Genomic DNA, 24,194 nt, shown 5'->3' on the forward strand with positions numbered 1-24,194 from the left:
GTGGCTTCCTGAGCATCGGCAAGAGTCGCGCCAAGGTGTTCATGGAGAAGAACACGGGCATCACCTTCGCCGATGTCGCGGGCGTCGACGAAGCCAAGGCCGAACTGGTCGAGATCGTCGACTTTCTGAAGAACCCGCATGACTACGGTCGTCTCGGGGCGCGCATCCCGAAAGGTGTGCTGCTGGTGGGGCCGCCTGGCACCGGCAAGACCTTGCTCGCCAAAGCTGTCGCGGGCGAAGCCGGGGTGCCATTCTTTTCCATTTCCGGCTCGGAGTTCGTCGAGATGTTCGTCGGCGTGGGGGCGGCGCGCGTGCGCGACCTGTTCGAGCAGGCCCGCGCGCAGGCGCCGGCCATCATCTTCATCGACGAACTCGACGCGCTGGGCCGTGCGCGCGGCGTAGGAGGCCCCATCGGCGGCCACGACGAGCGCGAGCAAACGCTCAACCAGCTCCTGACCGAGATGGATGGTTTCGACAGTTCAGTGGGGCTCATCACTCTCGCCGCCACCAACCGGCCTGAAATTCTCGATCAGGCGCTTTTGCGCGCCGGTCGCTTCGACCGCCAGGTGCTGGTGGACCGTCCCGATAAGAAAGGCCGTCTCGATATCCTGAAGGTGCACGTCAAGAAGGTTACCCTGGCCAGTGATGTCGATCTCGAACAAGTCGCGGCGTTGACGACCGGCTTTTCTGGTGCCGACCTGGCCAACCTGGTTAACGAAGCGGCGCTGGCTGCCACCCGGCGCAAGGCCCATGCGGTCGAGCTGCAGGACTTCACTGCAGCGATCGAGCGCATCGTCGCCGGCTTGGAGAAGCGCAACCGCGTCCTCAACCCAAAGGAGCGCGAGACGGTGGCCTATCACGAGATGGGCCATGCCTTGGTGGCGCTGGCGCTACCAGGCACAGACCCGGTACACAAGATATCGATCATTCCGCGCGGCATCGGCGCACTGGGCTACACGCTGCAACGCCCCACTGAGGACCGGTTCCTGATGACGCGCGCCGATCTGGAGCACAAGATCGCCGTGCTGTTGGGCGGGCGCGCCGCAGAGAAGTTGGTGTTTGGCGAACTGTCGACCGGTGCCGCAGACGATCTGGCGCGGGCCACCGACATCGCGCGCGACATGATCACCCGCTTTGGCATGGACGAGGGCCTCGGCTACATCGCGTTTGATGCGCAGCGGCCGCGTTTTCTCGACGTCCCCGAGCTGGCGCAGGGTGGTTGCCGGGTGGCGGAATCCACCCAGGCGCGCATCGATCAGGCGATCCGCGACATCGTGATGGGCGTGTTCGAGCGCGCCTACCGGATTCTCGATACCAACCGTGCGGTGCTGGAGCGCTGCGCGCGCGAACTGCTGGCGCGGGAAACCCTGGACGAAAACGACATCCGCCAGCTGACCCAGGGGCTGAAGTCCGAATCCCGCGAGTCGGCGCCCCCCCAGTCCGAAGCCTCACTCTCTACATCCCAAGGGGCCACACCATGAGCGAACACCTTCACATCGTCTGCGCGCATTGCCAGTCCATCAACCGTGTGCCGGCCGCCAAGCTCGCGGATCAACCTAACTGTGGCCGCTGCAGCAGCCCTTGTTCACGGGCGAGCCCATCGAGTTGGCCACGGCGACATTCGGGCGCCACGTGGAGCGCAGCGATCTTCCTTTGCTTGTCGATTTCTGGGCGCCGTGGTGTGGGCCTTGCAAGATGATGGCACCGCAGTTTCAGCAAGCGGCGCGCCAGCTCGAACCCAGGATCAGGCTGGCGAAGGTGAACACCGAGGCTGAGCCCCACCTGGCCGCGCAGTTCGGTATCCGCAGCATTCCGACGCTGGCCCTGTTCCAAGGTGGGCGGGAGATTGGGCGTCAGGCGGGCGCCATGGGCGCGCAGGACATCGTGCGCTGGGCAACGGCGCAGCTTGGGCGCTGACCGATGCAGGGCCTGCTGAGCGTTACGCTGATATTGCTAGAGGGGTGCAGTGTGGCGGCCGTGATGACGGCTGCGTTCAGAGTACCCACCTTGCTGGGTTATCAGCAGTCCCTTGCCGCAGCCCTTGGGCTGACGGAACAGGTAATGTCGGCGCTGGACATGCCGGCCGAGATAGTCGAACGAAACATCAGTGCAATGCGCCATCGTCCCGACAGCGGCAATTTCGCAGGGAGTCCATCTTCATGAAATCAACACGCCTCAACCCATTTCAGGTCTTGCGTGACGAGTGGGCCGTCATGAGTTTTTACGAGCGCTTTGAGCAGGTCATCGCGCTCGTTCTGTCGGCGGTGATTGCCGTCATCATCGTGGTGTCGCTGTTCCAGCTCATCTCTATCGTCTTCACGCTGCTGGTCCTCGATGCCTTCAATCCCCTGGACCACAAGGTATTCCAGAGCGTGTTCGGCATGATCATGACGCTCTTGATCGCGATGGAGTTCAAGCATTCCATCGTGCGCGTGGCGCTGCGTCGGGACAGCATCATCCAGGTCAAGACCGTGATCCTCATCGGCCTGATCGCGCTGGCACGCAAGTTCGTGGTCCTCGACCCCGACACGAGTCCCGCCAAGATCGCCGCGCTGGCAGGCGCCACGCTGGCGCTTGGTGCCACTTACTGGCTGCTGCGCGAGCGCGACGACCGCGCCGCCGAGACATCTGAGCATGATCCGTCATCATCCCAGTGACCCGCGCGCGGCGTTGTTGCAACACCGCTGGCTCAACCGCCTGCAGACCGGGCTGTTGGTCCTGACCCTGGTCGGGATCGCAGCCGCTGCGGGGAGCCTGCTGTTCGGGGAAAGCGGCCTGTGGCTCGCGCTGTTTGCAGTTGCAGGCACGCTGTTGCTGGAACCGGCAGCCGCATCCGTCTTGACCTTGCGCCTGTACCGCGCACGGGCTTTGTACCCGCACGAAGCCCCCGAGATTTGGGCCCTGTTGCGCGAGCTGTCCGCCCGTGCCGGTTTGCCCGCCACGCCGGTGCCGCACTACGTGCCCAGTGCCGTCGTCAACGCCTTCGCCACCGGCTCAAAGCAGGAGGCATCAATCGCCCTCACCGATGGCCTGCTGCGCAGCCTGAGCCCACGCGAGCTGGCGGGTGTGCTCGCGCATGAAGTCGCGCACATCGCCAATGAGGATCTGCGCGTCATGGGTCTGGCGGATTCCGTCAGTCGCCTCACTAGCCTGCTGGCTATGTTGGGACAGATCGCGATCCTGCTCAGCCTGCCCGCGCTGCTGGTTGGCGCGGCGGAGGTCTATTGGCCTGGTCTATTGTTATTGGCCGCATCGCCCCAGCTGGCCCTGCTCGCACAGCTCGGCCTGTCTCGCGTGCGTGAGTTCGATGCTGACCGCCTCGCGGCGGAACTGACTGGCGACCCGCACGGGCTTGCGTCTGCGCTGGCGAAAATCGAGCGGGTCAGCCGCTCCTGGCGTGCCTGGCTGTGGCCGGGATGGGGCAATCCCGAGCCCTCCTGGTTGCGCACGCATCCGGCAACGCAAGAGCGCATCTCACGCCTGCTGACGTTGGCGCCTGGGCCAGCATCAGCGTTGCCACTCCACGCGCCCCATTCTTTGCCGGAATCCGCTTTGACGCCGCGCCTACCGCGCTGGCGCCCGAGCGGGCTGTGGCGCTGATTGCCCATCAACAGGAGACTTCTCATGGCCTATCTCGACCCGTACCAACGCCCCGCGCCGGACCGCTTCGTCCGGCGCTGGCTCTTCATCACCGCCTGCATTGCCGCGCTCATGTTGCTGTGGCAGTTTCTGCCCGCCATCGAGGCCTGGTTCAGTCCGCGCGAGGCAGCAGAACGCACCGTGACGGCGCGTGGTGATCTGGCGGCGGACGAGAAAGCCAACATCGAACTGTTCGAAAAATCGCGCGCCTCGGTGGTCTATATCACCACCGCGCAGCTGGTGCGCGACGTCTGGACGCGCAATGTCTTCTCCGTGCCGCGCGGCACCGGCTCGGGCTTCATTTGGGACGACGCCGGCCATGTCGTCACCAACTTCCACGTCATCCAGGGCGCGTCCGAAGCCACCGTCAAGCTTGCCGACGGCCGCGACTACCAGGCCGCGCTGGTGGGGGCGAGCCCAGCGCACGACATCGCCGTACTCAAGATCGGCGTCGGCTTCAAACGCCCGCCTGCCGTGCCGGTCGGCACCAGCGCCGACCTCAAGGTGGGACAGAAGGTGTTTGCTATCGGCAACCCCTTTGGCCTGGACTGGACGCTCACCACCGGCATCGTCTCCGCGCTCGACCGCTCGTTACCCGGAGAAGCGGGCGGCCCGGCCATCGATCACCTGATCCAGACCGACGCCGCCATCAACCCTGGCAACTCCGGTGGGCCGCTGCTCGATTCGGCAGGAAGGCTCATCGGCATCAACACGGCGATCTATAGCCCCTCCGGCGCCTCGGCCGGGATTGGTTTCGCCGTGCCGGTGGACACCGTCATGCGCGTAGTCCCGCAACTCATCAAGACCGGTAAGTACATCCGTCCGGCGCTGGGCATTGAGGTGGACGAACAGCTCAATCAGCGCCTGCTGGCGCTGACTGGAAGCAAGGGCGTGTTCGTGTTGCGTGTTACCCCTGGTTCGGCAGCGCACAAGGCCGGCCTCGCGGGTGTCGAAGTCACGCCGCAAGGCATCGTGCCGGGCGACCGCATCATCGATGTTGATGGCAAGGCGACGGACGATGTGGCCAAGCTGCTCGCGCAGCTAGACGACAGGAAGGTCGGCGATGTGGTGGTCTTGTCAGTGGAACGGGCCGGCAAATCGCGCGAGGTGCGTGTGGAGCTGCAACCCGGGAATTGATTGAACTGAACCTGTGGATCAGGCGGTAGTGCAGCGTCGCGGCGATTGAGGTTCTCGGGTCTTCGGCCAGGTAGCGTTCCGCCTCAACCTCCGTAATTTTCGGATGCGATCTGCCTATCCGAATAGGCAAGCATGCAACGCCGGAACCTCTTGCCAATCATCGAAGGAGAAAGCGAGGCGCAATCCGCATGAGGTGGACGCAGGCCAGGAACGAGGCAAACAGGAGGCCGCATTGGAACTCAGACTACTGCGCTATTTCGTTGCGGTCGCGGAAGAACTGCATTTCGCGCGAGCGGCCGAGCGCCTTGGCGTAGAACAATCGCCTGTGTCGCGCGCAATGCGCAATCTCGAAGCCACGCTCGGCGTGCAGTTGTTCGACCGCAGCGCGCACCAGACGCGACTGACCTGGGCCGGTCAAGTGTTCCTCGGTGAGTGCCGGCGTGTGCTGGCCACCGTGGAGCAGGCGGTGAGTGCCGCAAAGGCGGCGGCGCAGGGCTATCAGGGTTATCTGCGCATCGCCATCTGCGACAGCTTGGCGCAGCCCCACATTGCCACCTTGCTGGCGCGCAGCCGCGAGGAAGAGCCCGAACTGGAGATTCGCGTCTTCGAGCTGCCTTTCGCGCAGCAGCTCAAGGGCCTGCACAACGATCTGCTGGACATCGGCTTTGCGCTGTCGGACGCGGTGAGCGAAGGCCTTGTCGCCGAGCCCGTGTGGACCGATCCTCTGTCGGTGATCGTGCCCGTGCGCCACCCCTTGTTGGCGCACGCGGAAGTGCCATTGGATGAAGCCTTGAAGTTTCCGTTGGTACTGTGCCATCCGGACGCGGGATCGGGCTGCCACCACCAGATCCAGGCGGTGCTTCAAGGTGCGTCCAAGCCGCTCAAGCTGGTAGATCAGGTGACGAGCCTAGGCGTGATGCTGACTCTGGTCGGTGCCGGTTATGGCCTAGGTTTCGCCATTGCCTCGCAGGTGCAGACCCTGAACCGCCCCGACATAACCGTTCGCCCCTTGGCCGGCACGCCGCCCATGCTGTCCACCTACCTGCTGCGCCGCAGCGCCGAACCCTCTGAGCCCATGAAGCGGTTTCTGCAGCGCGCCCGCGAGGAGTTCCTGCCAAAGGGAGATGAACCGGCCTCGTGACGTTGAGCGCTCGGGTACATTGGCTACTGCTGGCTGTCCATGGCTCGCACTGGACTTGCTCGGAGCGCGCGTTGACCAAGCGTGGTTTTTCAGTCCATAATTATGTCCATCTCGGTTCGCCGAGTGCGGAAAACTCGTTATCAATCAACGAGTTGGGAACACGATGATGTTCCCATCGCCCGCTCCAGAATCCCGAAGGCCGGAACGTGTGTTCCGGCCTTTTTGTTTCGCCCAGCGTCTTGCCGTTTGCTAAGATCATCCCATAAAACCCGAAGGGAGAAGCTCATGATCAGAAAGTCATTTCTGGCGGTCTGCGCGTCTTTGTTCCTGCTGGCCGGTTGTGTTTCGAATTACGAAAATCACGAAGCCTTCCAGCCCAAGATTCAGGAAACGGGGGGGCCCAAGGAGCTTTACTCGATTCAAAGCGAACAGGTCACCGGGCTCTTTACGCCGGGAATGACGAAAGAACAGGTGATCCAGAAGTACGGCAAACCGACGATGAGCGGCACGGGAGTCGACAAGGACGGCAAGCCGAACAGCTGGGCGATGTACACCTACTTTCGCGGTTACTCCCACATCGATACCAACCTTAACTCGACCATTGTCAATCGCTCGACCTCGGCCGGCTTGTCGTTCGACAGCACGGATAAACTGGTCGACGTGACGTTTTCTCGCTATCAGAAATTCAGCCTAGGGAAAAATTTACGCGATGCGACCGATGAGGAAGTGGCGCGTTACCTTGGGGCGCCGATCCCCGTGGCAATCAAGCCTGCCGGCCCGATCGCTGCGTCGGCTTCGAACACCAGCGCGGCCAGTCCGAGCGGTGGCTGGAAGCTCGGCGCCGAGATCAGCGAGCTGCGCGCCGAATTGGCCGCCCGAGCCGCGTACAAGGGGCGTGGCGTCTATGTTCTCAAGGTCGATCGGAAGGGGTTGGCGGCGCAAGCCGGGATCGGTGCGGGCGATGTGATCGTCAAGGTCAATGGCGTGGCGACGCCGACCCGTGACGATCTGGTCGAGCAACTGAAAGCCGCCTCGACGGCCAACGCGCTGAACCTGCAGCTCTTCAGCCAGGGGCGTTTGCGTAACGTGAGCGTCCCGGCGCAGCAGGCAGTCGGCGAAACCACCTCGATTTAGCCCCCGAGTTTGCGGCCGCTCCGGGCCCGGAGCGGCCTGCCTGCGTATTTTCCGCTAAGGCGCCGCGAAAACTACGGATAAAAAAACGGCCCAGCGGCTGCCAGAATCGACGGGTGGTCGATACGCAAGGGGGCCGGTGCATGCATGCCCAAGCCGCTGATTCCGTTCTTTCCGTCGAGCAGCGCGAGTCCCAGTTTCGCGTGCTGCAGGACGACGCCGTCCAATTCGTCTGTGAAATCCTGTTCGATCCCGCCGCGGCCACGGCGGCCGTTGTTGGCGGCTTCGATCGGGGACTTCAGGATACCGTGCTCGCCCACCTCGGTGCTTACCTCGAAGCCTTGCGACAACGTCCCTCCGGGCCGGGCGAGGGCGAGGCGCCGGGGGCCTGGTTCGAGGCCATGTTGACGGCCCGAGGCGCGCAACGGCGGCAGGTCGTCCAACTCAACGCTGCGCTGGCGGCTTTTCTCGATCGACGGACGACGCCGGACGCGGCCCGGATCGCGGCACAGTTGCGCGGCGCCGAGTTTGAGGTGGAGAAAGATACGGCGCTCCGCGCGGTTTCCGGGGCGGCGTGCTCCGAAGCGGATGCCGGCGGCGGTCTGGACGCCGCGACCTGCTGGGCGGCCCTGCGTCGAGGCGATGCCGAGTCCGCACTGCGCGCCGTCGAAGATGGCGTGGCGCGCGGGAGCAGCCTGCTCGATTGCGCCCTGGCCCTGTTGCAGCCGCCTTTGCAAGCCCTGGGCGAGGTGTGGCCTGGCGACGCGCACGTGCAGGTCGAGGAACGCCGGGTGATTGCGACCGCGCAACGGGTGCTGGAGGCGGCCATGTTGCGCCGTCCGGCGCCCGCGGCGAACGGGCGGCGCGTCATCCTGGCCTGCGTTTGCGGCAACCAGCATGCTTTCGGCTTGCGCCTGGTGGCCGAAGCCTTCCGGGCCGCGGGCTGGATGGTCGATGATCTGGGCCCCGACGTCCCTGCGTCGGCGCTGGTGGCCGCGGTCGGCGACCGGCAACCTGACGTTGTCGGCCTGTCCTTGTCCTTGCCCATGCACATGCCGGCGCTGCGCGAGGCGGCGGCGCAACTCGTGGCGAACTTCGGGGCGCAGCGCCCGGGTGTGCTCGCCGGCGGCCTGGCCCTGCGCCGCGCAAGTTCAGTGACGGAAATTCCGGGCGTCGATGCGTTCGGCGTCGACGCGAAGCGGGCCGTGGCCAGCGCGAACGAACTCTGTCGTCTGCTGGGATGAGGTGCCGGTCGGAACGCCTGTTTTGCCACGGCAATTGACGCGCGCATATCAGGCGGCCTATCCTGCCCCGATTCATCGCTCACTTTTCCTGGCATGCGTGTCACCGGCTTAATCGCGATTTTTCTCCGGTTCCGCCCCTGGGCGCTCGGCGGCGCGGCCCTCCTCGCGCTGCTTGCGGGCGGTCCCGTGCGCGCCGACCACGGCGGGGTTCCAGCGGTGCGCGCGATCTGCAGCACCGACCCAGGCTGGTGCCGGCTGGCCGCCGCCGAATACCAGCGCCTGACCGGCGCGCGTGTCGATCAGGTGCAGTTGTCGACGCGTGAAGCCCTGGCGCGCTTGCGCGCCGAACGCGGGGCACCACGCACCGACGTGTGGTGGGGCGGCACCGGTACGCCGTACCTGGTGGCGGCGGAAGAAAACCTGCTCGAACCCTATCGGCCGATCTACGTCGGCGACCTGCACGCCTGGAGCCAGCAGCTGTACGCGCTGACTGGCGACCGGGTCGGTGGACTGTATTCGTCGGCCTTCGGCATCGGTGTGAATCATGAGCTCTTGCGCACGAAGAACCTGCCGCCGCCCAAATGCTGGGCCGACCTCGTCCGTCCGGAATACCGTGGGTTGATCGTTGCGCCCGATCCGGGCAAGAGCGGTACCGCCTACGTGATCCTCTCCGGTCTGGTGCAGCAGATGGGCGAGGACGCGGCCTTCGCCTACCTGAAGCAGTTGCACGCCAATGTGGCGATCTACGCCGAACGCGGCCTCGAGGTGCCGCAGGCGCTGGTACAAGGCAAGGCGGCGATCGGCGTCGGTTTCCTGTTCGGCTTCGAGACGGCGCGGCAGAAAGGTGCGCCGCTGGCCGCGATCATGCCCTGCGAGGGGAGCAGCCATGAAGTCGGCGGCATCGCGCTGGTGCGCGGCCGGCCGCACGGTGAGAGCGGGCAACGTTACTACGACTGGTTGCTGGGGCCGGCCGGGCAGGCCTCGGCGTCGCGGGCCGACAGCTTGCAGGTGCCGGCAAACGCAAGCTATCGGCGCGACGAGCGGATTCCTGGCTACGCCGAGGCGCCGATGCGGCCTTACGATTTTGCCCGCTACGGCCAGAACAGCGAGCGCCAGCGCCTGCTGACGCGCTGGACGAACGAAGTGCAAGGTCGTCCGCGCTGAACGTTTTTTTATCCACCACTGCCCGAGGTTTCCCATGCCCAAGCCTTTGAAGATGCTCCCCGCCGCCGCGCTGACGCTCGGTCTGGCGTGTTCGGTTTCGCCGGCCTTTGCCCAGCAGACGGTCAACGCCATCTGCAGCACCGACCGTCCCTGGTGCGATCTGGCGGCGAGCGACTTCCAGAAGGCGACCGGAATCCGCGTCGTGCAGACGCACCGCCCGACCGGCGAGGCGCTGGCCCAGTTGCGCGCAGAGGCCAGCAATCCGAAAACCGACATCTGGTGGGGCGGCACCGGCGACCCCTTCCTGCAGGCCGCCGAGGTCGGGCTGCTGGAGCCGTATCGTCCGGTCTACCTCAACGACCTGCACGGCTGGAGCGTGCGCCAGTACGCGATGTCGCACGACATGGTCGGCGGCTTCTACACCTCGGCGATCGGTTTTGGCTGGAACACCGAGCTTCTGAAGAAGAAAAAACTGCCCGCGCCCAAGTGTTGGGCCGACCTGATCAAGCCCGAATACAAGGGCGAAGTCGAGATTTCGCACCCGGCGTCGAGCGGCACGGCCTACACCGTGCTCGCCGGGCTGGTGCAGCAGATGGGCGAGGACGCGGCCTTCGACTACCTCAAGAAGCTGCACCGCAACATCAGCAACTACACGCGCAGCGGCCAGGCGCAGGCGCCCAACGTGGCCAAGGGCGAAGTGGCGGTCGGGATCACCTTCATGTTCAGCTTTGAGCCGTGGCGGCACAACAAGTACCCGATCGAAACCGCGGCGCCGTGCGAAGGCACGAGCTATGAAGTGGGCGGCATCGCCCTGATCAAGGGCGCGCGCAACCCCGAGGCGGCCAAGCGTTACTATGATTGGCTGATGAGCCCGGCGGGGCAGAGCGCGGGCGGGCGTTCCAACAGCCTGCAGTACCCTGCCAATAAGACCTTCACGCCCGATCCACGCATCCCGCGCCTCGACGACGTGCGTCTGATCAAGTACGACTTCGAGAAGTACGGCAAGGCCGCCGAGCGCCGTCGTCTGATCGAGCGCTGGACCAAGGACGTCGAGTCGCTGCCGCGCTGAGCCGCGTGCGGCCGGGACGCGCCCGCTTAAAGCGCGGGGGCGTCCACCGGCCGGTGGTCTACCCGAATGAGCCGCTCTGTGGGAAAACCCAGCCGGGCGGCGGATTCGATCATCCGGTCGACGAGTTCCGTCGGTGCGTGCTGCGTTCGGGTGAGCAGCCAGAGGTAGTCCCGGCTCGGCCCGGCGACGATGGCCCAACGGTAGTCGGGATCGAGCTCGACGACGTGATAGCCGCCGTAGAAGGGGCCGAAGAACGAGACTTGGAGCGAACCGAGGTCGGGGGCGCCGATGAATTCGGCACGCCCGACGGCCTCCTTCCAATGCTTGCGATCAGCGTCGTAGCCGCGGTTGACGACCCGCAGGCTGCCGTCGGTCTGCAGGGTGTAGGTGGCCGAGACGTTGCTCAGGCCGCGTTCGAAGCGGTGGTCCAGACGCGCGGCTTCGTACCAGGTGCCGAGGTAGCGGTCGACGGCAAAACCGCGCACGGCCGTCAGGCCCGGAGGAATTTCGGTGCAGGCGGCAAGGCCCCCACAGAGCAGGAGAAGCAGGAATCTGCGCCAGGCGCCGGACAGGTTTTGCATGCTGTTTCGTTCCCGAGAGCGATGCGCGCTTGGTCCGCGCCGGAGGTGAAAGGTTCATGGCCGCGCGGTCGAGCGCCCCGCACGGCGTGGTAAAATCCTGGCCCCATGGAACTCAGAATCAACGGCGAAAACCGTCATTTCCCGGCACCGCTGACGGTGGCCCAGCTGATCGAAACGCTGGGGTATGCCGGCAAGCGCATTGCCGTCGAGAAAAACGGCGAGATCGTGCCGCGCGGCCGCCACGCCGAGGCCTTGCTGGTCGAGGGCGACCGGCTGGAGATCGTCGTCGCCGTCGGCGGCGGTTGAACCCCCGCCGCCCTTGCTTTCCCGCCCCGCGCTTCCCTTTTCCGTACAAGGAATTCCCATGTCCGCATCGCTGCACAGCCTGACCATCGCCGGCACGACCTACCGCTCGCGGCTGCTCGTCGGGACCGGCAAGTACAAGGACTTCGCCCAGACGCGCGAAGCCATCGACGCCTCGGGCGCCGAGATCGTCACCGTCGCCATCCGACGGGTGAACATCGGCCAGAACCCGGGCGAACCCAACCTGCTCGACGCGCTGCCGCCGTCGCAATTCACCATCCTGCCCAATACCGCCGGCTGCTACACCGCCGAGGACGCGGTGCGCACGCTGCGCCTCGGGCGCGAGCTGCTCGACGGACATCCGCTGTGCAAGCTCGAAGTGCTCGGCGATCCGACCAACCTCTTCCCGAACATGCCGGAAACCCTGAAGGCCGCCGAAACGCTGGTCAAGGAAGGCTTCCAGGTGATGGTGTACTGCGCCGACGATCCGATCCAGGCCAAGATGCTCGAGGAGATCGGTTGCGTCGCGATCATGCCGCTGGCCTCGCTGATCGGCTCGGGCATGGGCATCGTGAACCCGTGGAACCTGCGCCTGATCATCGACAACGCCAAGGTGCCGGTGCTCGTCGATGCCGGCGTCGGCACGGCGTCCGACGCGGCGATCGCGATGGAGCTCGGCTGCGACGGCGTGCTGATGAACACCGCCATCGCCCATGCGAAAGACCCGGTGCTGATGGCCAGCGCGATGAAGAAGGCGGTCGAAGCCGGGCGCGAGGCCTTCCTCGCCGGGCGCATGCCGCGTAAGTACTACTCGGCCGACCCCTCGTCGCCGACCACTGGATTGATCGGTTCGTAATGAGCAATACGCAGGACAAGACGCCGGAAGCGCCGCTTTCGGCCGAAGACATCGAGGCGCTGCGTAAGCGCCCGATCCGCAGCTTCGTGCTGCGCCAGGGCCGGGTGTCGAACGCCCAGCAGCGCTACCACACCGAAATGATGGCGCGCATCGGCCTGCCCTACCGGCCCGAGGTCGTCGACCTCGACGCGGTGTTCGGGCGCGCCGCGCCGAAGATCTTCGAGATCGGTTTCGGCATGGGTGAGACCTCGGCGGCGATCGCCGCCGCGCACCCGGAGAACGACTACCTCGGCGTCGAAGTGCACACGCCCGGCGTCGGCAGCCTGTGCAAGCTCATTGCCGAAATGGACTTGGGCAACCAGCGCATCGTCCAGCACGACGCCGTCGAGGTGCTGCGCGACATGATCGCGCCGGGCAGCCTTTCCGGCGCGCACATCTTCTTCCCCGACCCGTGGCACAAGGCGCGCCACCAAAAGCGGCGCCTGATCCAGCCGCCGCTCGTCGCCCTGCTCGCGAGTCGCTTGAAGCCGGGCGGCTACCTGCACTGCGCGACCGACTGGGAGAATTACGCCGAGCAGATGCTGGCCGTGCTCTCGGCCGAGCCGCTGCTGGAAAATACCGCCGAAGCTTACGCGCCGCGCCCCGCCTACCGGCCGTTGACCAAGTTCGAACAGCGCGGCCTGCGCCTCGGGCACGGGGTGTGGGACATCGTTTTCCGGCGTCGCGCCTGAACGCCGTGGTCGCCCGCCGTGGCGGCTACTGCAGGCGGAAGTACACCGGCACGATGAGTTCGCGCCCGCTCGTGCCGGCCAGCGTGCCCATCGCGTAGGCGGCGCGGATCGCGGCGTTGTCGAGCAGCGCGTGGCCGCTGCTGGCTGCGAGTAGGACGTCGTCGATCTGGCCGTCGGCGGCGAGTTTGACGATCAGCCGCACCTCGCCTTCGAGGCCGCGCGCGACCGCCTCGGGCGGGTAGAAAACGTGTTGCGAGAGCTTGCGTTGCGCGGCCTGAACGTCTTTTTTCGGTGTCGGCCTGGACGGCACGTGGGATGCGGCCTGTGGCGGTGCTGGAGGCCGCGCCGGCTGGACCTCCGGGGCCGGCGTTTCGGCGTCGAAGGTGTTCTTGAGCAGCGCTTCGGCCGGCTCGGGCGCAGGCGGCGGTACGGCGAGCCGGGCCTGCAGCGGCGGCGGCGCGGGTGGTGGCCGGCGCGCGACGATTTCGGGCAGGAACGCGGCGCCGTGCAGCAGCAGCGAAACGGCGAAGGCGAGTAGAAGACGGAGCGGCATCGCCCGGTATTGTGCTACAAATCGGGCTGACTCGGCCGCGATGACGGCCGGCGCGGGGAGAAAGGACGACGATGCGGATGCAGATGCGCGAATGGGCACGGAGGGCGGCCATTCTGGCCGTGTTGGCAATGCTGGTGGGCGGTTTGCGGCCGGCTTGGGCGCAGTCGCCCGACCCGATCGTCTTCGGCTGGGCCGTCGAACGCGGCGACGTGAAGACCGTGCGCGCCTGGCTCGACGCCGGTCTCGATCCCGAGTATCAGGCGCCCAACCTCGGTTCCGGGCTGATGATCGCGGCCTGGACCGGCAACCTCGAGATGATGGCCCTGTTCGTCGAGCGCGGCGCCAACCCCCGGCGTGCCAACAGCAACGGCGAGCAGCCCTTGCAGCTGGCGGCCTGGAACGGGCACGCCGAGGCCGTGCGCTGGCTGCTCGCGCACGGCGCCACCCTCAACCGCGAGGGCAATTTCTGGGGCGCCCTGCACTATGCGGTGTTCAACGGCCACGCCGAGCTGACGAAGGAACTGATCGCGCGCGGCGCCCAGATCAACGCCCGTTCGCCCAACGGATCGACGCCGCTGATGATGGCGGCGCGCGAGGGGCGCGAGGAGATGATCAAGCCCTTGCTTGAGGCGGGGGCCGACCCGCAGGCGCGCAACGACTGGGGCGACAACGCGTTGACTCTGGCGATGCGCTACGACCACTACCGGCTGGGCAAGATGATTTCCTCGCCCGAGGAATTCGCCATCGCCGCGCGTGCGCCGAAGGAGAGTTTCGGCGAGGCCAGCCGTTCGGCGTCGGCGCCGAGCGAGATTGAACAGTTGCTGCGCCAGATCCGCGAAGCCGAAGCCGAGGGCAAACCGAGCGAACAGCTGCACGCGCAGCTGCGCGAGGCGGTCAACGCCTTCCGGCGCAACGCCGCGACGCAGAAATACGCGCGCAAACCGATGCCCCTGCCCTACCAGCCGCGTTCCATCGTCATCACTGCCAAGCGTGGCAATCCGGCCGCCGAGCGCGCGCAGGTGGTGGTCGACGGGGTGCCGACCTCGGCCAACGCGCCGGCCAAAGCCGCGCCGGGCAAGGCGAGCATCAGCGTAACGCCGGTCGATCAGCGCGCAGCGCAGGCGCAGGTCGCCGAAACGATGCGTCAGATCCGCCTGCGTGAAGGCGAAGGGCAGCCCGCCGACGAGCTGCGGCAGAAGCTCGCCGAACAACTCGAACGTCTGAACCGGCCCTGAGCGATCGCTCGCCGCATGCGGCTCACTGCATCGACCACTGTTTTTGCAGTGCTTGCAGTTGTCCCGACGCGGCGAAGGCACGCAAGGCCTCCTGCAACGCATCCCGTTGCTCCGGGGCCACGTGCCGTCCGAGCAGGAGGAAAAAATCCTGGTGATCGAGCGCCGGCTCGACCACCCGAATCTCCCGCTCGAGCTTCAGGCGCCGGATTTCGGCTTCGCCGCCATGGCGGATGTAGAAGAAAAACCGGCCCTTGCCGCTCTGCAGCTTGCGCAGGTTCTGCTCCACCGTTCGTCCCGTGGGATCGAGGCGCAGGCCGCCCAGGGTGTTGAGTCGGCGAATCGCCGAGCTGTCGTAATTGAGCAGGATGCCGCCGTGTTCGCCGAGCGCGCGCACGTCGTCCCAGCTGCGCGGGGCGACGCGATCGTCGGCGCGGGCGAAGAGCACGTAGTCCATGGCGTAGACCGGCGGCTCGAGGTAGAGGAAATGCGCGCTGCGCTGCGGTGTCCGGGTCAGGCCGCAGACGAGGTCGAAGTTGCCGTTCTGCAACTCGGCTTCCATGCGCTTTTGCGGTAAAGCCGGCTGCGGAAACTGAAAGCGCAGCGCTGGCGAGCGCGCCGAGAGCTGTTCCAGGAGTTGGGCGCAGAACCCGTCCGGCGTGCCATCGCTGTGATGCAGCCATTTCGGCGGCGAACCGTCCTCGATGCCCACGCGCAGCGGCTGCGCCACGACTGGACACTGCGTTGCGAGCAGCAGGAGGGCGAGCAGGAGTCGGCGCTTCATGTACCTTGACACAGCGGGCGGCGGTGGTCGGAGGAATGAAAATCGGGGTTCCTGATTCTCGGCATCTCCGTGCGCGGAAGCAAGCGGATTCACAAGCGGCGGGGCGCGACGCCGGAAAAAACGTCGAAATGGCCTCAGTGCGGCGTCAGCGCTGGCCCGAAACAGCGGCCGAGACGCAATTTTGCGCCCCAAAACCGGTCGCTCGGGGGTGCAAGCGTGCTTCAAATGCCGAGGAATCCCCTGGGCACGTTACAATAACGCTTGAGTCCAACACCTCGCGAGAAAAAAGACGTGGCTGCTACCATCCTGCAATCCATTCCCGCCGGCGCGCGCGTCGGCATCGCCTTCTCGGGCGGTCTCGATACTTCCGCCGCCGTGCACTGGATGCGCGCCAAGGGCGCCATCCCCTGCGCCTACACGGCGCACCTCGGCCAGCCCGACGAGAGCGATTACGATGCCATCCCGCGTCAGGCCAAGAATTATGGCGCCGAGATCGCTCGCCTGATCGACTGCCGTGCGCAGCTCGTCGCCGAAGGCATTGCCGCCATCCAGTGCGGCGCCTTCCACATCAAGACCGGCGGCACCACCTATTTCAACACCACGCCGCTCGGGCGTGCCGTCACCGGTACGGCCCTTGTCGTGGCGATGAAGGAAGACGACGTCAACATCTGGGGCGATGGCTCGACCTACAAGGGCAACGACATCGAGCGCTTCTACCGCTACGGTCTGCTGGCCAACCCGTCGCTGCGCATCTACAAGCCCTGGCTTGACCAGAGCTTCATCGACGAGCTCGGTGGCCGCAAGGAGATGAGCGAATACCTCATCCAGCATGGCTTCGACTACAAGATGAGCGTCGAGAAGGCGTATTCGACCGACTCCAACATGCTCGGCGCGACGCACGAAGCCAAGGACCTCGAGTTCCTCAACGCTGGCGTGAACATCGTCAAGCCGATCATGGGCGTTGCCTTCTGGCGCGAGGACGTGGTCGTCAAGCCCGAGACGGTGACCGTGCGCTTCGAGGAAGGCGAGCCGGTGGCGATCAACGGCCAGACCTTCGCCAACGCTGTCGACCTGTTTGCCGAAGCCAACGCCATCGGCGGCCGTCATGGCCTCGGCATGTGCGACCAGATCGAGAACCGCATCATCGAAGCCAAGAGCCGCGGCATCTACGAAGCCCCGGGCATGGCGCTGCTGCACATCGTTTACGAGCGCCTGGTCAGCGGCATCCACAACGAGGACACCATCGAGCAGTACCGCATCAACGGTTTGCGCCTCGGCCGCTTGCTCTACCAGGGCCGCTGGTTCGACCCGCAGACCCTGATGCTGCGCGAAACCGCCCAGCGCTGGGTGGCGCGCGCGATCACCGGCGAGGTGACGCTTGAGCTGCGTCGCGGCAACGATTTCTCGATCCTCGACACGCAGAGCCCGAACCTCACCTACGCGCCCGAGCGCCTGTCGATGGAGAAGGTTGAAGACGCGGCCTTCACCCAGATGGACCGCATTGGCCAGCTGACGATGCGCAACCTCGACATCACCGACACCCGCCACAAGCTGGGCATCTACAGCCACAGCGGCCTGCTCGGTTCGCAGAAGGACGGCAGCATCCCGCTGCTGACCGGCGGCGAGAAGAAGTAAGCGCTTCTCGGGGCAAGAAAAAACGGCGCTCTTCGGAGCGCCGTTTTCATTGCTGCACGCGCAAGGCGGGACGCCTTATTCCATGCGCCTTGCAGTCGGCCTGTAGCCCGCATCGGGACGGCCTCGCCGGGCCGCTGTGGGCCCTCTCGCTTCGCCCTTACTCGGCGAGGAAGCTTTGCAACAAGCGGTTGAGGTAGCGCTGGCCGCGCAGTGTCGGCGCGATACGCCCGGGCGTGCGTTCGAGCAGGCCGTCGGCCTCGGCGGCGCGCAGCTGCGCTTCGATGCCGATCAGCGGCTGCGCCGTGCGCTCGGCGTAGAGCGCCGGGTCGAAGCCCTGGGTGAGGCGCAGCGCGTTCATCATGAACTCGAACGGCAGGTCGTCGGCGGCGACGGTGAATTCGTCCTGCAGCGGCTGGCCGGCGGCGATCTGCGCGAGGTACTGCTTGGGCTGCTTCCAGCGCATCTGGCGCCGCACGCCGTCATGCAGGGTGAGTTTGCCGTGCGCGCCGGCACCGATCCCGAGGTAGTCGCCGAACTGCCAGTAGTTGAGGTTGTGCCGGCACTGGCGGCCCGGGCGGGCGAAAGCCGAAGTCTCGTAGTGCGTGAAGCCGGCGGCGGCGAGGCGCGCTTCGATCGCCTCCTGCATGTCGGCGCAGCGGTCGGCCTCGGGCAACTCGGGCGGCGCGGCGGCAAACGCGGTATTCGGCTCGAGCGTCAGCTGGTAGCAGGAGAGGTGCGTCGGCGCAAAGCTTAGCGCCGCGTCGACGTCGGCCAGCGCTTCGTCGAGGCTTTGCCCGGGCAGGCCGTACATCAGGTCGAGGTTGAAATTGTCGAAGTGCCGGGCAGCGAGTTCGATCGCCCGCCGCGCCTCGTCGCCGTCGTGGATGCGGCCGAGGGCGTGCAGGTGGCGGTCAGCGAAACTTTGAATGCCCAGCGAGAGGCGATTCACGCCGGCGGCGCAGAAGGCGGCGAACTTGCCGGCCTCGGCGGTTCCGGGGTTGGCTTCGAGGGTGATTTCGGCGTCGGGCTGCAGCGGCAGCAGGGTGCGGATCGTCGTCAGCAGGCGATCGAGCCCTGTGGCCGAGAGCAGGCTGGGCGTGCCGCCGCCGAAGAAGACGCTGACGATGCGCCGGCCCCAGACCTGCGGCAGCGCGGCGACGATGTCGGCTTCGAGCGCGGCGAGGTACTCGGCCTCGGGAATTTCAGCGCGGGCTTCGTGCGAATTGAAGTCGCAGTACGGGCATTTGCGTACGCACCAGGGGATGTGCACGTAGAGCGAGAGCGGCGGCGGGGCGAGGAATTCTCCTGCGCCACCGCCGGTCTGCGGTCCGGAGGCGGATGGCCCTGCCGGAACGATGGGGATGATGCGCGGCACGGGATTAGCGGCGTGCGGAAAAGCGCCGTTCGAGCTGTTCGACGAGGCGGGTGAGCGCCTGCCCGCGGTGCGAGAGGCGGTTCTTTTCGACGGCGTCGAGTTCGGCCGAGGTGACGCCGCGCTCGGGCAGGAAGAACAGCGGGTCGTAGCCGAAGCCGCCGTCACCGCGGTAGTCGTCGATGATCGTGCCGTGCCATTCGCCTTCGGCGATGATCGGCTGCGGGTCGTCGGCGTGGCGGACGAAGACGATCAGCGAGACGAAGTGCGCGCGCCGGTCGGTTTGCCCGGCGAGGTCGGCGAGCAGCTTCTCGTTGTTGCGTGTATCGGATTTGGGTTCGCCGGCGTAGCGCGCCGAATAGACGCCGGGGGCGCCACCGAGCGCTTCGACGCACAGCCCGGAATCGTCGGCGAGCGCGGGCAGGCCGGTGATGCGTGCGGCGTGGCGCGCCTTCTCCAGCGCGTTTTCGACGAAGGTGGCGTGCGGCTCCTCGCACTCGGGCACGCCGAGCTGCCCCTGCGGGATCAGTTCCCAGCCGAGCGGGGCGAGGATGGCGTCGAGCTCTTTCAGCTTCTTGGCGTTGTTCGAGGCGAGGACGAGCTTCATGCGCCGAGCGCCTCCTTCTGCGCCGCGACCAGGCGAGCGATACCGGCTTCGGCCAGATCGAGCAGGCCGTTCATCTCGGCGCGCGAGAACGGTTCGCCCTCGGCCGTGCCCTGCACTTCGACGAGGCCGCCGCGCCCGGTTATGACCACGTTCATGTCGGTGTCGCAGCCCGAGTCTTCGGGGTAGTCGAGGTCGAGCACCGGCACGCCCTGGTAGATGCCGACCGAGATCGCGGCGACGTGGTCGCGCAGCGGATTGGCGGCGAGCTTGCCCTGGGCGACGAGGCCGGAACAGGCGTCGTGCAGCGCGATCCAGGCGCCGGTGATGGCGGCGCAGCGCGTCCCGCCGTCGGCCTGGAGCACGTCGCAGTCGAGGGTGATCTGACGTTCGCCAAGCGCCACGAGGTCGGTCACCGCGCGCAGCGAGCGGCCGATCAGGCGTTGGATCTCTTGGGTGCGGCCGGTCTGCTTGCCCTTGGCGGCTTCACGCGCGCCGCGAGTGTGCGTGGCGCGCGGCAGCATGCCGTATTCGGCGGTGACCCAGCCTTGCCCCTTGCCGCGCAGGAAGGGCGGCACGTTTTCATCGACGCTGGCGGTGCACAGCACGCGCGTGTCGCCGACGCTGATCAGCACCGAGCCTTCGGCGTGACGGGTGAAATTTCGGGCGATGGCGAGCGGGCGAAGCTCGTCCGGGCGGCGTTGGCTGGGGCGCATGGCGGGGGTCCTATTTGGAATATTTCTGGATGGTGGCGCGGATCTCCTCGATCGCGCGCTCGATTTCGTCTTCGGAAAGTTCGCTCTTGTAGTTGGGGTTGCGCCCGAACTCGTCGAGCCGGGTGGTCACCGTATCGCGCGACATGGTTTGCGTCGACACGAGGCTCGGCGCGCTGGCGGCATCGATGTAGCTGTCTTCCCAGCGCACGGCGATGATCGACAGGTTGTCGGCGGTCGGGCCGTTGCGGATCTCGGCTTGGCCGAGGAGCATCGGCACGGCCTGCATCAGGTTGTCGCGCTTCAAGGCCACGGCCAGCATGTCGTCGGGGAAGGCGCTCCACACTCCGTCGGTACACAGGGCGAGGACGTCGCCGGCTTCGAGCGGCGTCTTGCGCGAGAACTCGATCTCCGGCGTCTGCGGCCCCCCCAGGCAGCTATAGACCCGGTTGCGTTCGGGATGCACTGCGGCCTGCGCGGGCGTGATCACGCCTTGCTCCAGCAGCAGTTGGATGCGCGAGTGATCGCGGGTGTGGGTCTGGACGCGGCCTTCGCGCAACAGGTAAAGGCGGGAGTCGCCGGCGTGCGCCCAGTAGGCGATGTTGTCCTGAACGATGCAGGCGACGCAGGTGGTGCGCGGCGAATCCTTGAGGTTGTGCGCCTCGGTGAAGTCGAGGATTGCGCTGTGCGCGTTGAGGATGGCTTTCTGCAGGAACAGGAAGGGGTCGGCGATGCTTGGCGTGGCTTGCCGCTGGAAAGCCTCGGTCAGGGTCTGGACGGCGATCTGGGCGGCGACTTCGCCGTAGAAATGGCCGCCCATGCCGTCGGCGACGACCATCAGCAGCGCGTCGCGCGAGTAGGAGTAGGCGAGCCGGTCCTCGTTGTTGGCCCGTTTGCCCAGTCGGCTTTCCTGATAGATGGTGAACTTCACGACCCCTGGCCTTTCTTTTTGAATTTGCCGATGAAATTCTCGAGCCAGCCTTTGTTGACCGTCTTGGGCGGCGGCTCGACCTTCTCGGTCAGCGCCTTCTGCAGCGCGAACACGCTTTGCGGACGGTAGAGGTGATTGAGCGACAGGCACCAGTCGATCGTCTGCAGCAATTGATCCGAATACGCGCCTTCCCAGCGCACCATCGCCGGCGTCAGCTTGTCTTTGTCGCGGCGCAGATCGGCCGCTTGCGGCGCGGCCTGGGCGAGGCAGGCGTACATCGAGGCGCCGACGCTGTAGATGTCGCTCCAGGGGCCGAGCAACTCGCGCTGCTGGTAATGCTCGGGCGAAGCGAATCCCGGGGTGTACATCGGCTTGAGCATCGGCGTGTCGACCGCCAGCGTCTGGCGGGCGGCGCCGAAATCGATGAGCACCGGCGTGTAGTCGTTGCGCATGTAGATGTTCGACGGCTTGAGGTCGAGGTGCAGCAGTTTGTGCGCATGCACCTCGCGCAGGCCGTTGAGCAGCTTGGTGAACACGTTGCGCAGGAAGTTCTCGGTGACGACCGCACGGTTCTTCTGGATCAGCTCCTGCAGCGTGCGCCCGTGTTCGTATTCCATCACCATGTAGACGGTGTCGTTGGCGCGGAAGAAGTTGAGCACGCGAATGACATTTGCGTGGGACAGGCGGGCCAGCGCGCGCCCCTCCTCGAAAAAGCACTTCATCCCGTAGCGGAAGGCGGGCATGTGCTCTTCGCTGATCTGCGGGCGGATCTCGCCGTCGCTGCGCAAGGCCAGGGTGTTGGGCAGGTACTCCTTGATGGCGACGAACTGGCCATTTTCGTCGGTCGCCAGATAGACGATGGAAAACCCGCCCAGCGAGAGTTGGCGTTCGATCCGGTAAGCATCGAGCTGAAAGCCCGAAGGCAGGGCGTGGTTGGCTTGTTGCGCCATCGCGAAGGAGGCTATGATCTGGGTTCGACGCATTTTCGGGGTTTGCGTCCGGGCTGTAAAGCCGGCCGCACTGTCTGGCCGTTCCGTCCCCACGATTCTTCCGCGTCCCGAGCCGCGGAACCTTTTTCCGGACCCTCCATGATCTACAGCATGACCGGCTATGCCGCCCGTACGCTCGACGTCGAGCACGGCGTCCTGCACATCGAATTGAAGAGCGTCAATTCGCGCTTTCTCGACTTTCAGTTCCGCGTCGGCGAAGAGCTGCGCGCTGGCGAACCCGCGCTGCGCGAGCTTTTTTCCTCCCGCCTCTCGCGCGGCAAGCTCGAATGCCGCGCCGGCTACACGGCGGCGGCGACGCGCAGCCAACCGAAGGCGCTCAACGCCGAACTCATCGCCCGGCTGAGCGATTTCGACGCCCAGGTCCGCTGCGCGTTGCCCGAAGCGGCGCCACTCTCGGTCAGCGATGTGCTGCGCTGGCCGGGGATGTTCGGCGACGAGGGTGTCGATACTGACGCCCTGTTGCCGGCGTTGTTGGAACTTGCGCGCGCGGCGCTCGACGACTTCTCCGCCAGCCGGGCGCGCGAAGGCGAGAAGCTGGCCGGCGTGATCGGCGAGCGCGTGGCGCGGATGCGCGAACTGGTGCGCGAGGTGGCGCCGCGAATCCCGGCGGCGCAGGCGGCGTTCCAGGAGAAGCTCAAGCAACGCCTCGTTGAGGCGCTCGGTAATGCCGATGACGACCGCATTCGCCAGGAGCTGGCGGTGTTCGCCATGCGCATCGACATCGACGAAGAGCTGGCACGACTCACGACCCACCTCGACGAAGTCGAGCGCGTGCTCAAGGCCGGTGGTGCCTGCGGCAAGCGGCTCGACTTCCTGATGCAGGAACTCAACCGCGAAGCCAACACCCTCGGTTCGAAGTCGGTGGTCAGCGAAGTCTCGCAGACGGCGATGGAGCTCAAGCTTTTGATCGAGCAAATGCGCGAGCAAGTCCAGAATCTTGAGTGAACGGACGTTTCCGTTGCGTTACCCGGCCCGCTTCGGCGGGCTTTGTTTTTTGGCGCGCTCGCGCTTTCAGCGGGCGATCGGGCGGTCGCGTCCGGAGTAGCGGTCGCTCATGCGCAGGCCGCCGTCGGCGTAGCTGCCCTGCGGGTTGTCCTTGCAGTAACGGCTGACGAAATTCTCGATGGTGCCGTTCGAGACCACCGACACTTGCTCCTGCTGGCGGGCGTAATTGTGGCCGGTGAGCAGGCCGCGTAGCCAGGCGAGTTGCTGTGCGCGCAGATCGCCGTCGTTCGCGCCGGTCTGCCAGGCTTTGCAACTCGGATCATCGAGACCGAGCACGTTGAGCGGCGCGGCCTGGGCAGGCGGGGCGAGGAGCAGGAAGCTCAGGGCAAAGGCGCTCAGAACGCGGTGCGGCAGGAGGCAATTCATCAGTAACCGACCCGGAAAGTGAATCTGCATTGTCGCCGGATTGGCGGCAGGCGTCCATAGACGCTCCGCGGTGCCGCGAGGTGGCAGGCGGGCGGTGATAGAATCATGCTTTGCAACGAGAGCGGGGTGCGGACGCAATGAGCGGACATCTTTTCATCGTGGCGGCGCCTTCCGGCGCCGGTAAGACGACGCTGGTGCGGCTGCTCTTGGCGAACGATGCCCAACTGGGCCTGTCGATCTCCTGCACGACGCGTGCCCCGCGCCCGGGCGAGGAAGATGGGCGCGACTATCACTTCGTCGGGGTGGAGGACTTCCTCGATCAGGTCGGCCGGGGTGAATTCATCGAGTGGGCCGAAGTGCACGGCAATTACTACGGCACCTTGCGGCGCACCATCGAGGAGCAACTGCAGGCGGGCCGCGATTTGGTGCTTGAGATCGACTGGCAAGGCGCGCAGCAGGTGCGCAAGGCGTTTCCGCAGGCAATCGGGATCTTCATCCTGCCGCCGTCGCTGCCGACGCTCAAGGAGCGTCTGGCCGGTCGTGGCACCGACAGCACCGAGGTCATCGCCCGGCGCTTCGCCGCCGCGCGGGACGAGATGCGGCATGTGGATGAGTTCGAGTATGTTATTATCAACGACGATCTGCAGCAGGCCCTTGCCAACCTCCGTTCGGTGGTTGCCGCCGCGCGGCTCCGCTACCCAAACCAACGCCAGCGCCATTCGGCGCTGTTCGCGTCCCTCCTTTGATACAGACAGGATACGAAAATGGCACGAGTCACCGTTGACGATTGCATGAGCACGATTCAAAACCGTTTCCAGATGACCCTCGCGGCGTCCTATCGCGCCCGCCAGATTTCGGCTGGCGCTTCGCCGATGGTGGAAGCCGATCGCGACAAGCCGACGGTCATCGCCCTGCGCGAACTGGCGCAAGGCCTGTACGGCGTCGAGGTTCTCAACCGCGCGCATCCCTGAGACCCTGCTTGACCGGTGCTGT

At 66.0% G+C, this 24,194-nt stretch carries 27 protein-coding genes and 1 pseudogene; 19 read left to right on the plus strand and 9 right to left on the minus strand.

Annotated features, from left to right (window positions below; all coding sequences use genetic code 11):
* The 11 genes and pseudogenes from ftsH to QMB55_RS12395 all read left to right on the plus strand — a co-directional run.
* Positions 1–1,481: ATP-dependent zinc metalloprotease FtsH (gene ftsH / locus QMB55_RS12345; RefSeq protein WP_497589017.1), on the plus strand; the 1,481-nt coding region annotated here is incomplete at its 5' end.
* Positions 1,478–1,917, plus strand: a pseudogene (trx-GI, locus tag QMB55_RS12350) (heat resistance system thioredoxin Trx-GI). The gene ftsH and the pseudogene trx-GI, both read left to right, overlap by 4 nt.
* Before the next feature lie 3 nt (positions 1,918–1,920).
* Positions 1,921–2,163: a hypothetical protein gene (locus QMB55_RS12355; protein WP_497589018.1), complete on the plus strand. Its 243-nt coding sequence runs from the start codon at positions 1,921–1,923 to the stop codon at positions 2,161–2,163.
* Positions 2,160–2,657 carry a heat resistance protein PsiE-GI gene (psiE-GI, locus tag QMB55_RS12360; RefSeq protein WP_497589019.1) on the plus strand — a complete coding sequence of 166 codons (498 nt, stop codon included), beginning with the start codon at positions 2,160–2,162 and terminating at the stop codon, positions 2,655–2,657. The genes QMB55_RS12355 and psiE-GI overlap by 4 nt, the downstream gene beginning before the upstream one ends.
* Positions 2,635–3,600 carry a zinc metalloprotease HtpX gene (locus tag QMB55_RS12365; RefSeq protein ID WP_033990327.1) on the plus strand — a complete coding sequence of 322 codons (966 nt, stop codon included), beginning with the start codon at positions 2,635–2,637 and terminating at the stop codon, positions 3,598–3,600. Before psiE-GI ends, QMB55_RS12365 begins: the two co-directional genes overlap by 23 nt.
* 24 nt (positions 3,601–3,624) lie before the next feature.
* Positions 3,625–4,776 (plus strand): S1C family serine protease, encoded by a 1,152-nt coding sequence (locus tag QMB55_RS12370; protein ID WP_033990325.1) that lies wholly within the window; start codon positions 3,625–3,627, stop codon positions 4,774–4,776.
* 232 nt (positions 4,777–5,008) lie between these two features.
* The gene (locus QMB55_RS12375) at positions 5,009–5,917 is read left to right on the plus strand and encodes a LysR family transcriptional regulator (RefSeq protein WP_003141085.1); all 909 of its coding nucleotides are present in this window, start codon (positions 5,009–5,011) and stop codon (positions 5,915–5,917) included.
* Positions 5,918–6,202: 285 nt separating this feature from the next.
* The gene (locus tag QMB55_RS12380; protein ID WP_497589020.1) at positions 6,203–7,051 is read left to right on the plus strand and encodes a PDZ domain-containing protein; all 849 of its coding nucleotides are present in this window, start codon (positions 6,203–6,205) and stop codon (positions 7,049–7,051) included.
* Positions 7,052–7,191: 140 nt separating this feature from the next.
* The gene (locus QMB55_RS12385) at positions 7,192–8,292 is read left to right on the plus strand and encodes a cobalamin B12-binding domain-containing protein (protein WP_497589021.1); all 1,101 of its coding nucleotides are present in this window, start codon (positions 7,192–7,194) and stop codon (positions 8,290–8,292) included.
* A gap of 186 nt (positions 8,293–8,478) precedes the next feature.
* The gene (locus QMB55_RS12390) at positions 8,479–9,456 is read left to right on the plus strand and encodes an ABC transporter substrate-binding protein (RefSeq protein ID WP_497589022.1); all 978 of its coding nucleotides are present in this window, start codon (positions 8,479–8,481) and stop codon (positions 9,454–9,456) included.
* 34 nt (positions 9,457–9,490) lie between these two features.
* Complete coding sequence (locus QMB55_RS12395; RefSeq protein ID WP_497589023.1) at positions 9,491–10,525, plus strand: ABC transporter substrate-binding protein; 1,035 nt, start codon at positions 9,491–9,493, stop codon at positions 10,523–10,525.
* A gap of 26 nt (positions 10,526–10,551) precedes the next feature.
* On the opposite strand, the gene QMB55_RS12400 is transcribed toward QMB55_RS12395, so the two are convergent.
* The gene (locus tag QMB55_RS12400; protein ID WP_497589024.1) at positions 10,552–11,106 is read right to left on the minus strand and encodes a lipocalin family protein; all 555 of its coding nucleotides are present in this window, start codon (positions 11,104–11,106) and stop codon (positions 10,552–10,554) included.
* A 105-nt stretch (positions 11,107–11,211) separates the two neighbouring features.
* Here QMB55_RS12400 and thiS point away from each other — a divergent pair, with 105 nt between their 5' ends.
* Genes thiS through trmB form a run of 3 tightly spaced genes read left to right on the plus strand, consistent with a single transcriptional unit; the run spans position 11,212 to position 12,996 of the window.
* The gene (gene thiS, locus QMB55_RS12405) at positions 11,212–11,412 is read left to right on the plus strand and encodes a sulfur carrier protein ThiS (RefSeq protein ID WP_497589025.1); all 201 of its coding nucleotides are present in this window, start codon (positions 11,212–11,214) and stop codon (positions 11,410–11,412) included.
* A gap of 58 nt (positions 11,413–11,470) precedes the next feature.
* Positions 11,471–12,265 (plus strand): thiazole synthase, encoded by a 795-nt coding sequence (locus QMB55_RS12410; RefSeq protein ID WP_497589026.1) that lies wholly within the window; start codon positions 11,471–11,473, stop codon positions 12,263–12,265.
* Complete coding sequence (gene trmB, locus QMB55_RS12415) at positions 12,265–12,996, plus strand: tRNA (guanosine(46)-N7)-methyltransferase TrmB (RefSeq protein WP_497589027.1); 732 nt, start codon at positions 12,265–12,267, stop codon at positions 12,994–12,996. The genes QMB55_RS12410 and trmB overlap by 1 nt, the downstream gene beginning before the upstream one ends.
* A 25-nt stretch (positions 12,997–13,021) precedes the next feature.
* On the opposite strand, the gene QMB55_RS12420 is transcribed toward trmB, so the two are convergent.
* Positions 13,022–13,549: an energy transducer TonB gene (locus tag QMB55_RS12420; protein WP_497589028.1), complete on the minus strand. Its 528-nt coding sequence runs from the start codon at positions 13,547–13,549 to the stop codon at positions 13,022–13,024.
* Positions 13,550–13,620: 71 nt separating this feature from the next.
* Here QMB55_RS12420 and QMB55_RS12425 point away from each other — a divergent pair, with 71 nt between their 5' ends.
* On the plus strand, positions 13,621–14,784 hold the full coding sequence (locus QMB55_RS12425) for an ankyrin repeat domain-containing protein (RefSeq protein WP_497589029.1): 1,164 nt from the start codon (positions 13,621–13,623) through the stop codon (positions 14,782–14,784).
* 22 nt (positions 14,785–14,806) lie between these two features.
* On the opposite strand, the gene QMB55_RS12430 is transcribed toward QMB55_RS12425, so the two are convergent.
* Complete coding sequence (locus QMB55_RS12430; protein ID WP_497589030.1) at positions 14,807–15,565, minus strand: substrate-binding periplasmic protein; 759 nt, start codon at positions 15,563–15,565, stop codon at positions 14,807–14,809.
* A gap of 291 nt (positions 15,566–15,856) precedes the next feature.
* Here QMB55_RS12430 and argG point away from each other — a divergent pair, with 291 nt between their 5' ends.
* Positions 15,857–17,200, plus strand: coding sequence for an argininosuccinate synthase (gene argG, locus QMB55_RS12435; protein ID WP_497589031.1), 1,344 nt, complete (start codon positions 15,857–15,859; stop codon positions 17,198–17,200).
* A 157-nt stretch (positions 17,201–17,357) separates the two neighbouring features.
* On the opposite strand, the gene hemW is transcribed toward argG, so the two are convergent.
* Genes hemW through QMB55_RS12460 form a run of 5 tightly spaced genes read right to left on the minus strand, consistent with a single transcriptional unit; the run spans position 17,358 to position 21,770 of the window.
* Positions 17,358–18,575, minus strand: coding sequence for a radical SAM family heme chaperone HemW (gene hemW, locus QMB55_RS12440; RefSeq protein ID WP_497589032.1), 1,218 nt, complete (start codon positions 18,573–18,575; stop codon positions 17,358–17,360).
* Between the two features lie 4 nt (positions 18,576–18,579).
* Positions 18,580–19,179, minus strand: a complete 600-nt coding sequence (rdgB, locus tag QMB55_RS12445) for an RdgB/HAM1 family non-canonical purine NTP pyrophosphatase (RefSeq protein WP_497589033.1) — start codon at positions 19,177–19,179, stop codon at positions 18,580–18,582.
* Positions 19,176–19,892 (minus strand): ribonuclease PH, encoded by a 717-nt coding sequence (gene rph, locus QMB55_RS12450; protein ID WP_497589034.1) that lies wholly within the window; start codon positions 19,890–19,892, stop codon positions 19,176–19,178. Before rph ends, rdgB begins: the two co-directional genes overlap by 4 nt.
* 10 nt (positions 19,893–19,902) lie before the next feature.
* Complete coding sequence (locus tag QMB55_RS12455; RefSeq protein WP_497589035.1) at positions 19,903–20,820, minus strand: PP2C family protein-serine/threonine phosphatase; 918 nt, start codon at positions 20,818–20,820, stop codon at positions 19,903–19,905.
* A complete protein-coding gene (locus QMB55_RS12460) occupies positions 20,817–21,770 on the minus strand; it encodes a serine/threonine protein kinase (protein ID WP_497589036.1) in 954 nt (317 codons plus the stop codon). Before QMB55_RS12460 ends, QMB55_RS12455 begins: the two co-directional genes overlap by 4 nt.
* A gap of 138 nt (positions 21,771–21,908) precedes the next feature.
* Here QMB55_RS12460 and QMB55_RS12465 point away from each other — a divergent pair, with 138 nt between their 5' ends.
* Positions 21,909–22,775 (plus strand): YicC/YloC family endoribonuclease, encoded by an 867-nt coding sequence (locus QMB55_RS12465; RefSeq protein WP_497589037.1) that lies wholly within the window; start codon positions 21,909–21,911, stop codon positions 22,773–22,775.
* Between the two features lie 66 nt (positions 22,776–22,841).
* On the opposite strand, the gene QMB55_RS12470 is transcribed toward QMB55_RS12465, so the two are convergent.
* Complete coding sequence (locus QMB55_RS12470) at positions 22,842–23,201, minus strand: hypothetical protein (protein WP_497589038.1); 360 nt, start codon at positions 23,199–23,201, stop codon at positions 22,842–22,844.
* Between the two features lie 137 nt (positions 23,202–23,338).
* Here QMB55_RS12470 and gmk point away from each other — a divergent pair, with 137 nt between their 5' ends.
* Together gmk and rpoZ are read left to right on the plus strand one after the other, a co-directional pair.
* On the plus strand, positions 23,339–23,947 hold the full coding sequence (gene gmk / locus QMB55_RS12475; protein ID WP_497589039.1) for a guanylate kinase: 609 nt from the start codon (positions 23,339–23,341) through the stop codon (positions 23,945–23,947).
* A gap of 18 nt (positions 23,948–23,965) precedes the next feature.
* Positions 23,966–24,172 carry a DNA-directed RNA polymerase subunit omega gene (gene rpoZ, locus QMB55_RS12480; RefSeq protein WP_497589040.1) on the plus strand — a complete coding sequence of 69 codons (207 nt, stop codon included), beginning with the start codon at positions 23,966–23,968 and terminating at the stop codon, positions 24,170–24,172.
* Positions 24,173–24,194: the final 22 nt, after the last annotated feature.

It is taken from the genome of Propionivibrio sp., assembly GCF_041441355.1.
Lineage (GTDB): Bacteria > Pseudomonadota > Gammaproteobacteria > Burkholderiales > Rhodocyclaceae > Propionivibrio.

Bases quoted from the DNA above. Each gene is read 5' to 3' on its own strand.
- QMB55_RS12420 (WP_497589028.1), bottom strand. From the start codon at position 13,549: ATGCCGCTCCGTCTTCTACTCGCCTTCGCCGTTTCGCTGCTGCTGCAC.
- QMB55_RS12365 (WP_033990327.1), top strand. From the start codon at position 2,635: ATGATCCGTCATCATCCCAGTGACCCGCGCGCGGCGTTGTTGCAACAC.
- QMB55_RS12425 (WP_497589029.1), top strand. From the start codon at position 13,621: ATGCGGATGCAGATGCGCGAATGGGCACGGAGGGCGGCCATTCTGGCC.
- QMB55_RS12465 (WP_497589037.1), top strand. From the start codon at position 21,909: ATGATCTACAGCATGACCGGCTATGCCGCCCGTACGCTCGACGTCGAG.
- thiS (WP_497589025.1), top strand. From the start codon at position 11,212: ATGGAACTCAGAATCAACGGCGAAAACCGTCATTTCCCGGCACCGCTG.
- QMB55_RS12395 (WP_497589023.1), top strand. From the start codon at position 9,491: ATGCCCAAGCCTTTGAAGATGCTCCCCGCCGCCGCGCTGACGCTCGGT.
- QMB55_RS12430 (WP_497589030.1), bottom strand. From the start codon at position 15,565: ATGAAGCGCCGACTCCTGCTCGCCCTCCTGCTGCTCGCAACGCAGTGT.
- rpoZ (WP_497589040.1), top strand. From the start codon at position 23,966: ATGGCACGAGTCACCGTTGACGATTGCATGAGCACGATTCAAAACCGT.
- QMB55_RS12470 (WP_497589038.1), bottom strand. From the start codon at position 23,201: ATGAATTGCCTCCTGCCGCACCGCGTTCTGAGCGCCTTTGCCCTGAGC.
- gmk (WP_497589039.1), top strand. From the start codon at position 23,339: ATGAGCGGACATCTTTTCATCGTGGCGGCGCCTTCCGGCGCCGGTAAG.
- QMB55_RS12370 (WP_033990325.1), top strand. From the start codon at position 3,625: ATGGCCTATCTCGACCCGTACCAACGCCCCGCGCCGGACCGCTTCGTC.
- trmB (WP_497589027.1), top strand. From the start codon at position 12,265: ATGAGCAATACGCAGGACAAGACGCCGGAAGCGCCGCTTTCGGCCGAA.
- rph (WP_497589034.1), bottom strand. From the start codon at position 19,892: ATGCGCCCCAGCCAACGCCGCCCGGACGAGCTTCGCCCGCTCGCCATC.
- QMB55_RS12400 (WP_497589024.1), bottom strand. From the start codon at position 11,106: ATGCAAAACCTGTCCGGCGCCTGGCGCAGATTCCTGCTTCTCCTGCTC.
- QMB55_RS12460 (WP_497589036.1), bottom strand. From the start codon at position 21,770: ATGGCGCAACAAGCCAACCACGCCCTGCCTTCGGGCTTTCAGCTCGAT.
- psiE-GI (WP_497589019.1), top strand. From the start codon at position 2,160: ATGAAATCAACACGCCTCAACCCATTTCAGGTCTTGCGTGACGAGTGG.
- QMB55_RS12410 (WP_497589026.1), top strand. From the start codon at position 11,471: ATGTCCGCATCGCTGCACAGCCTGACCATCGCCGGCACGACCTACCGC.
- QMB55_RS12380 (WP_497589020.1), top strand. From the start codon at position 6,203: ATGATCAGAAAGTCATTTCTGGCGGTCTGCGCGTCTTTGTTCCTGCTG.
- QMB55_RS12385 (WP_497589021.1), top strand. From the start codon at position 7,192: ATGCATGCCCAAGCCGCTGATTCCGTTCTTTCCGTCGAGCAGCGCGAG.
- rdgB (WP_497589033.1), bottom strand. From the start codon at position 19,179: ATGAAGCTCGTCCTCGCCTCGAACAACGCCAAGAAGCTGAAAGAGCTC.
- QMB55_RS12355 (WP_497589018.1), top strand. From the start codon at position 1,921: ATGCAGGGCCTGCTGAGCGTTACGCTGATATTGCTAGAGGGGTGCAGT.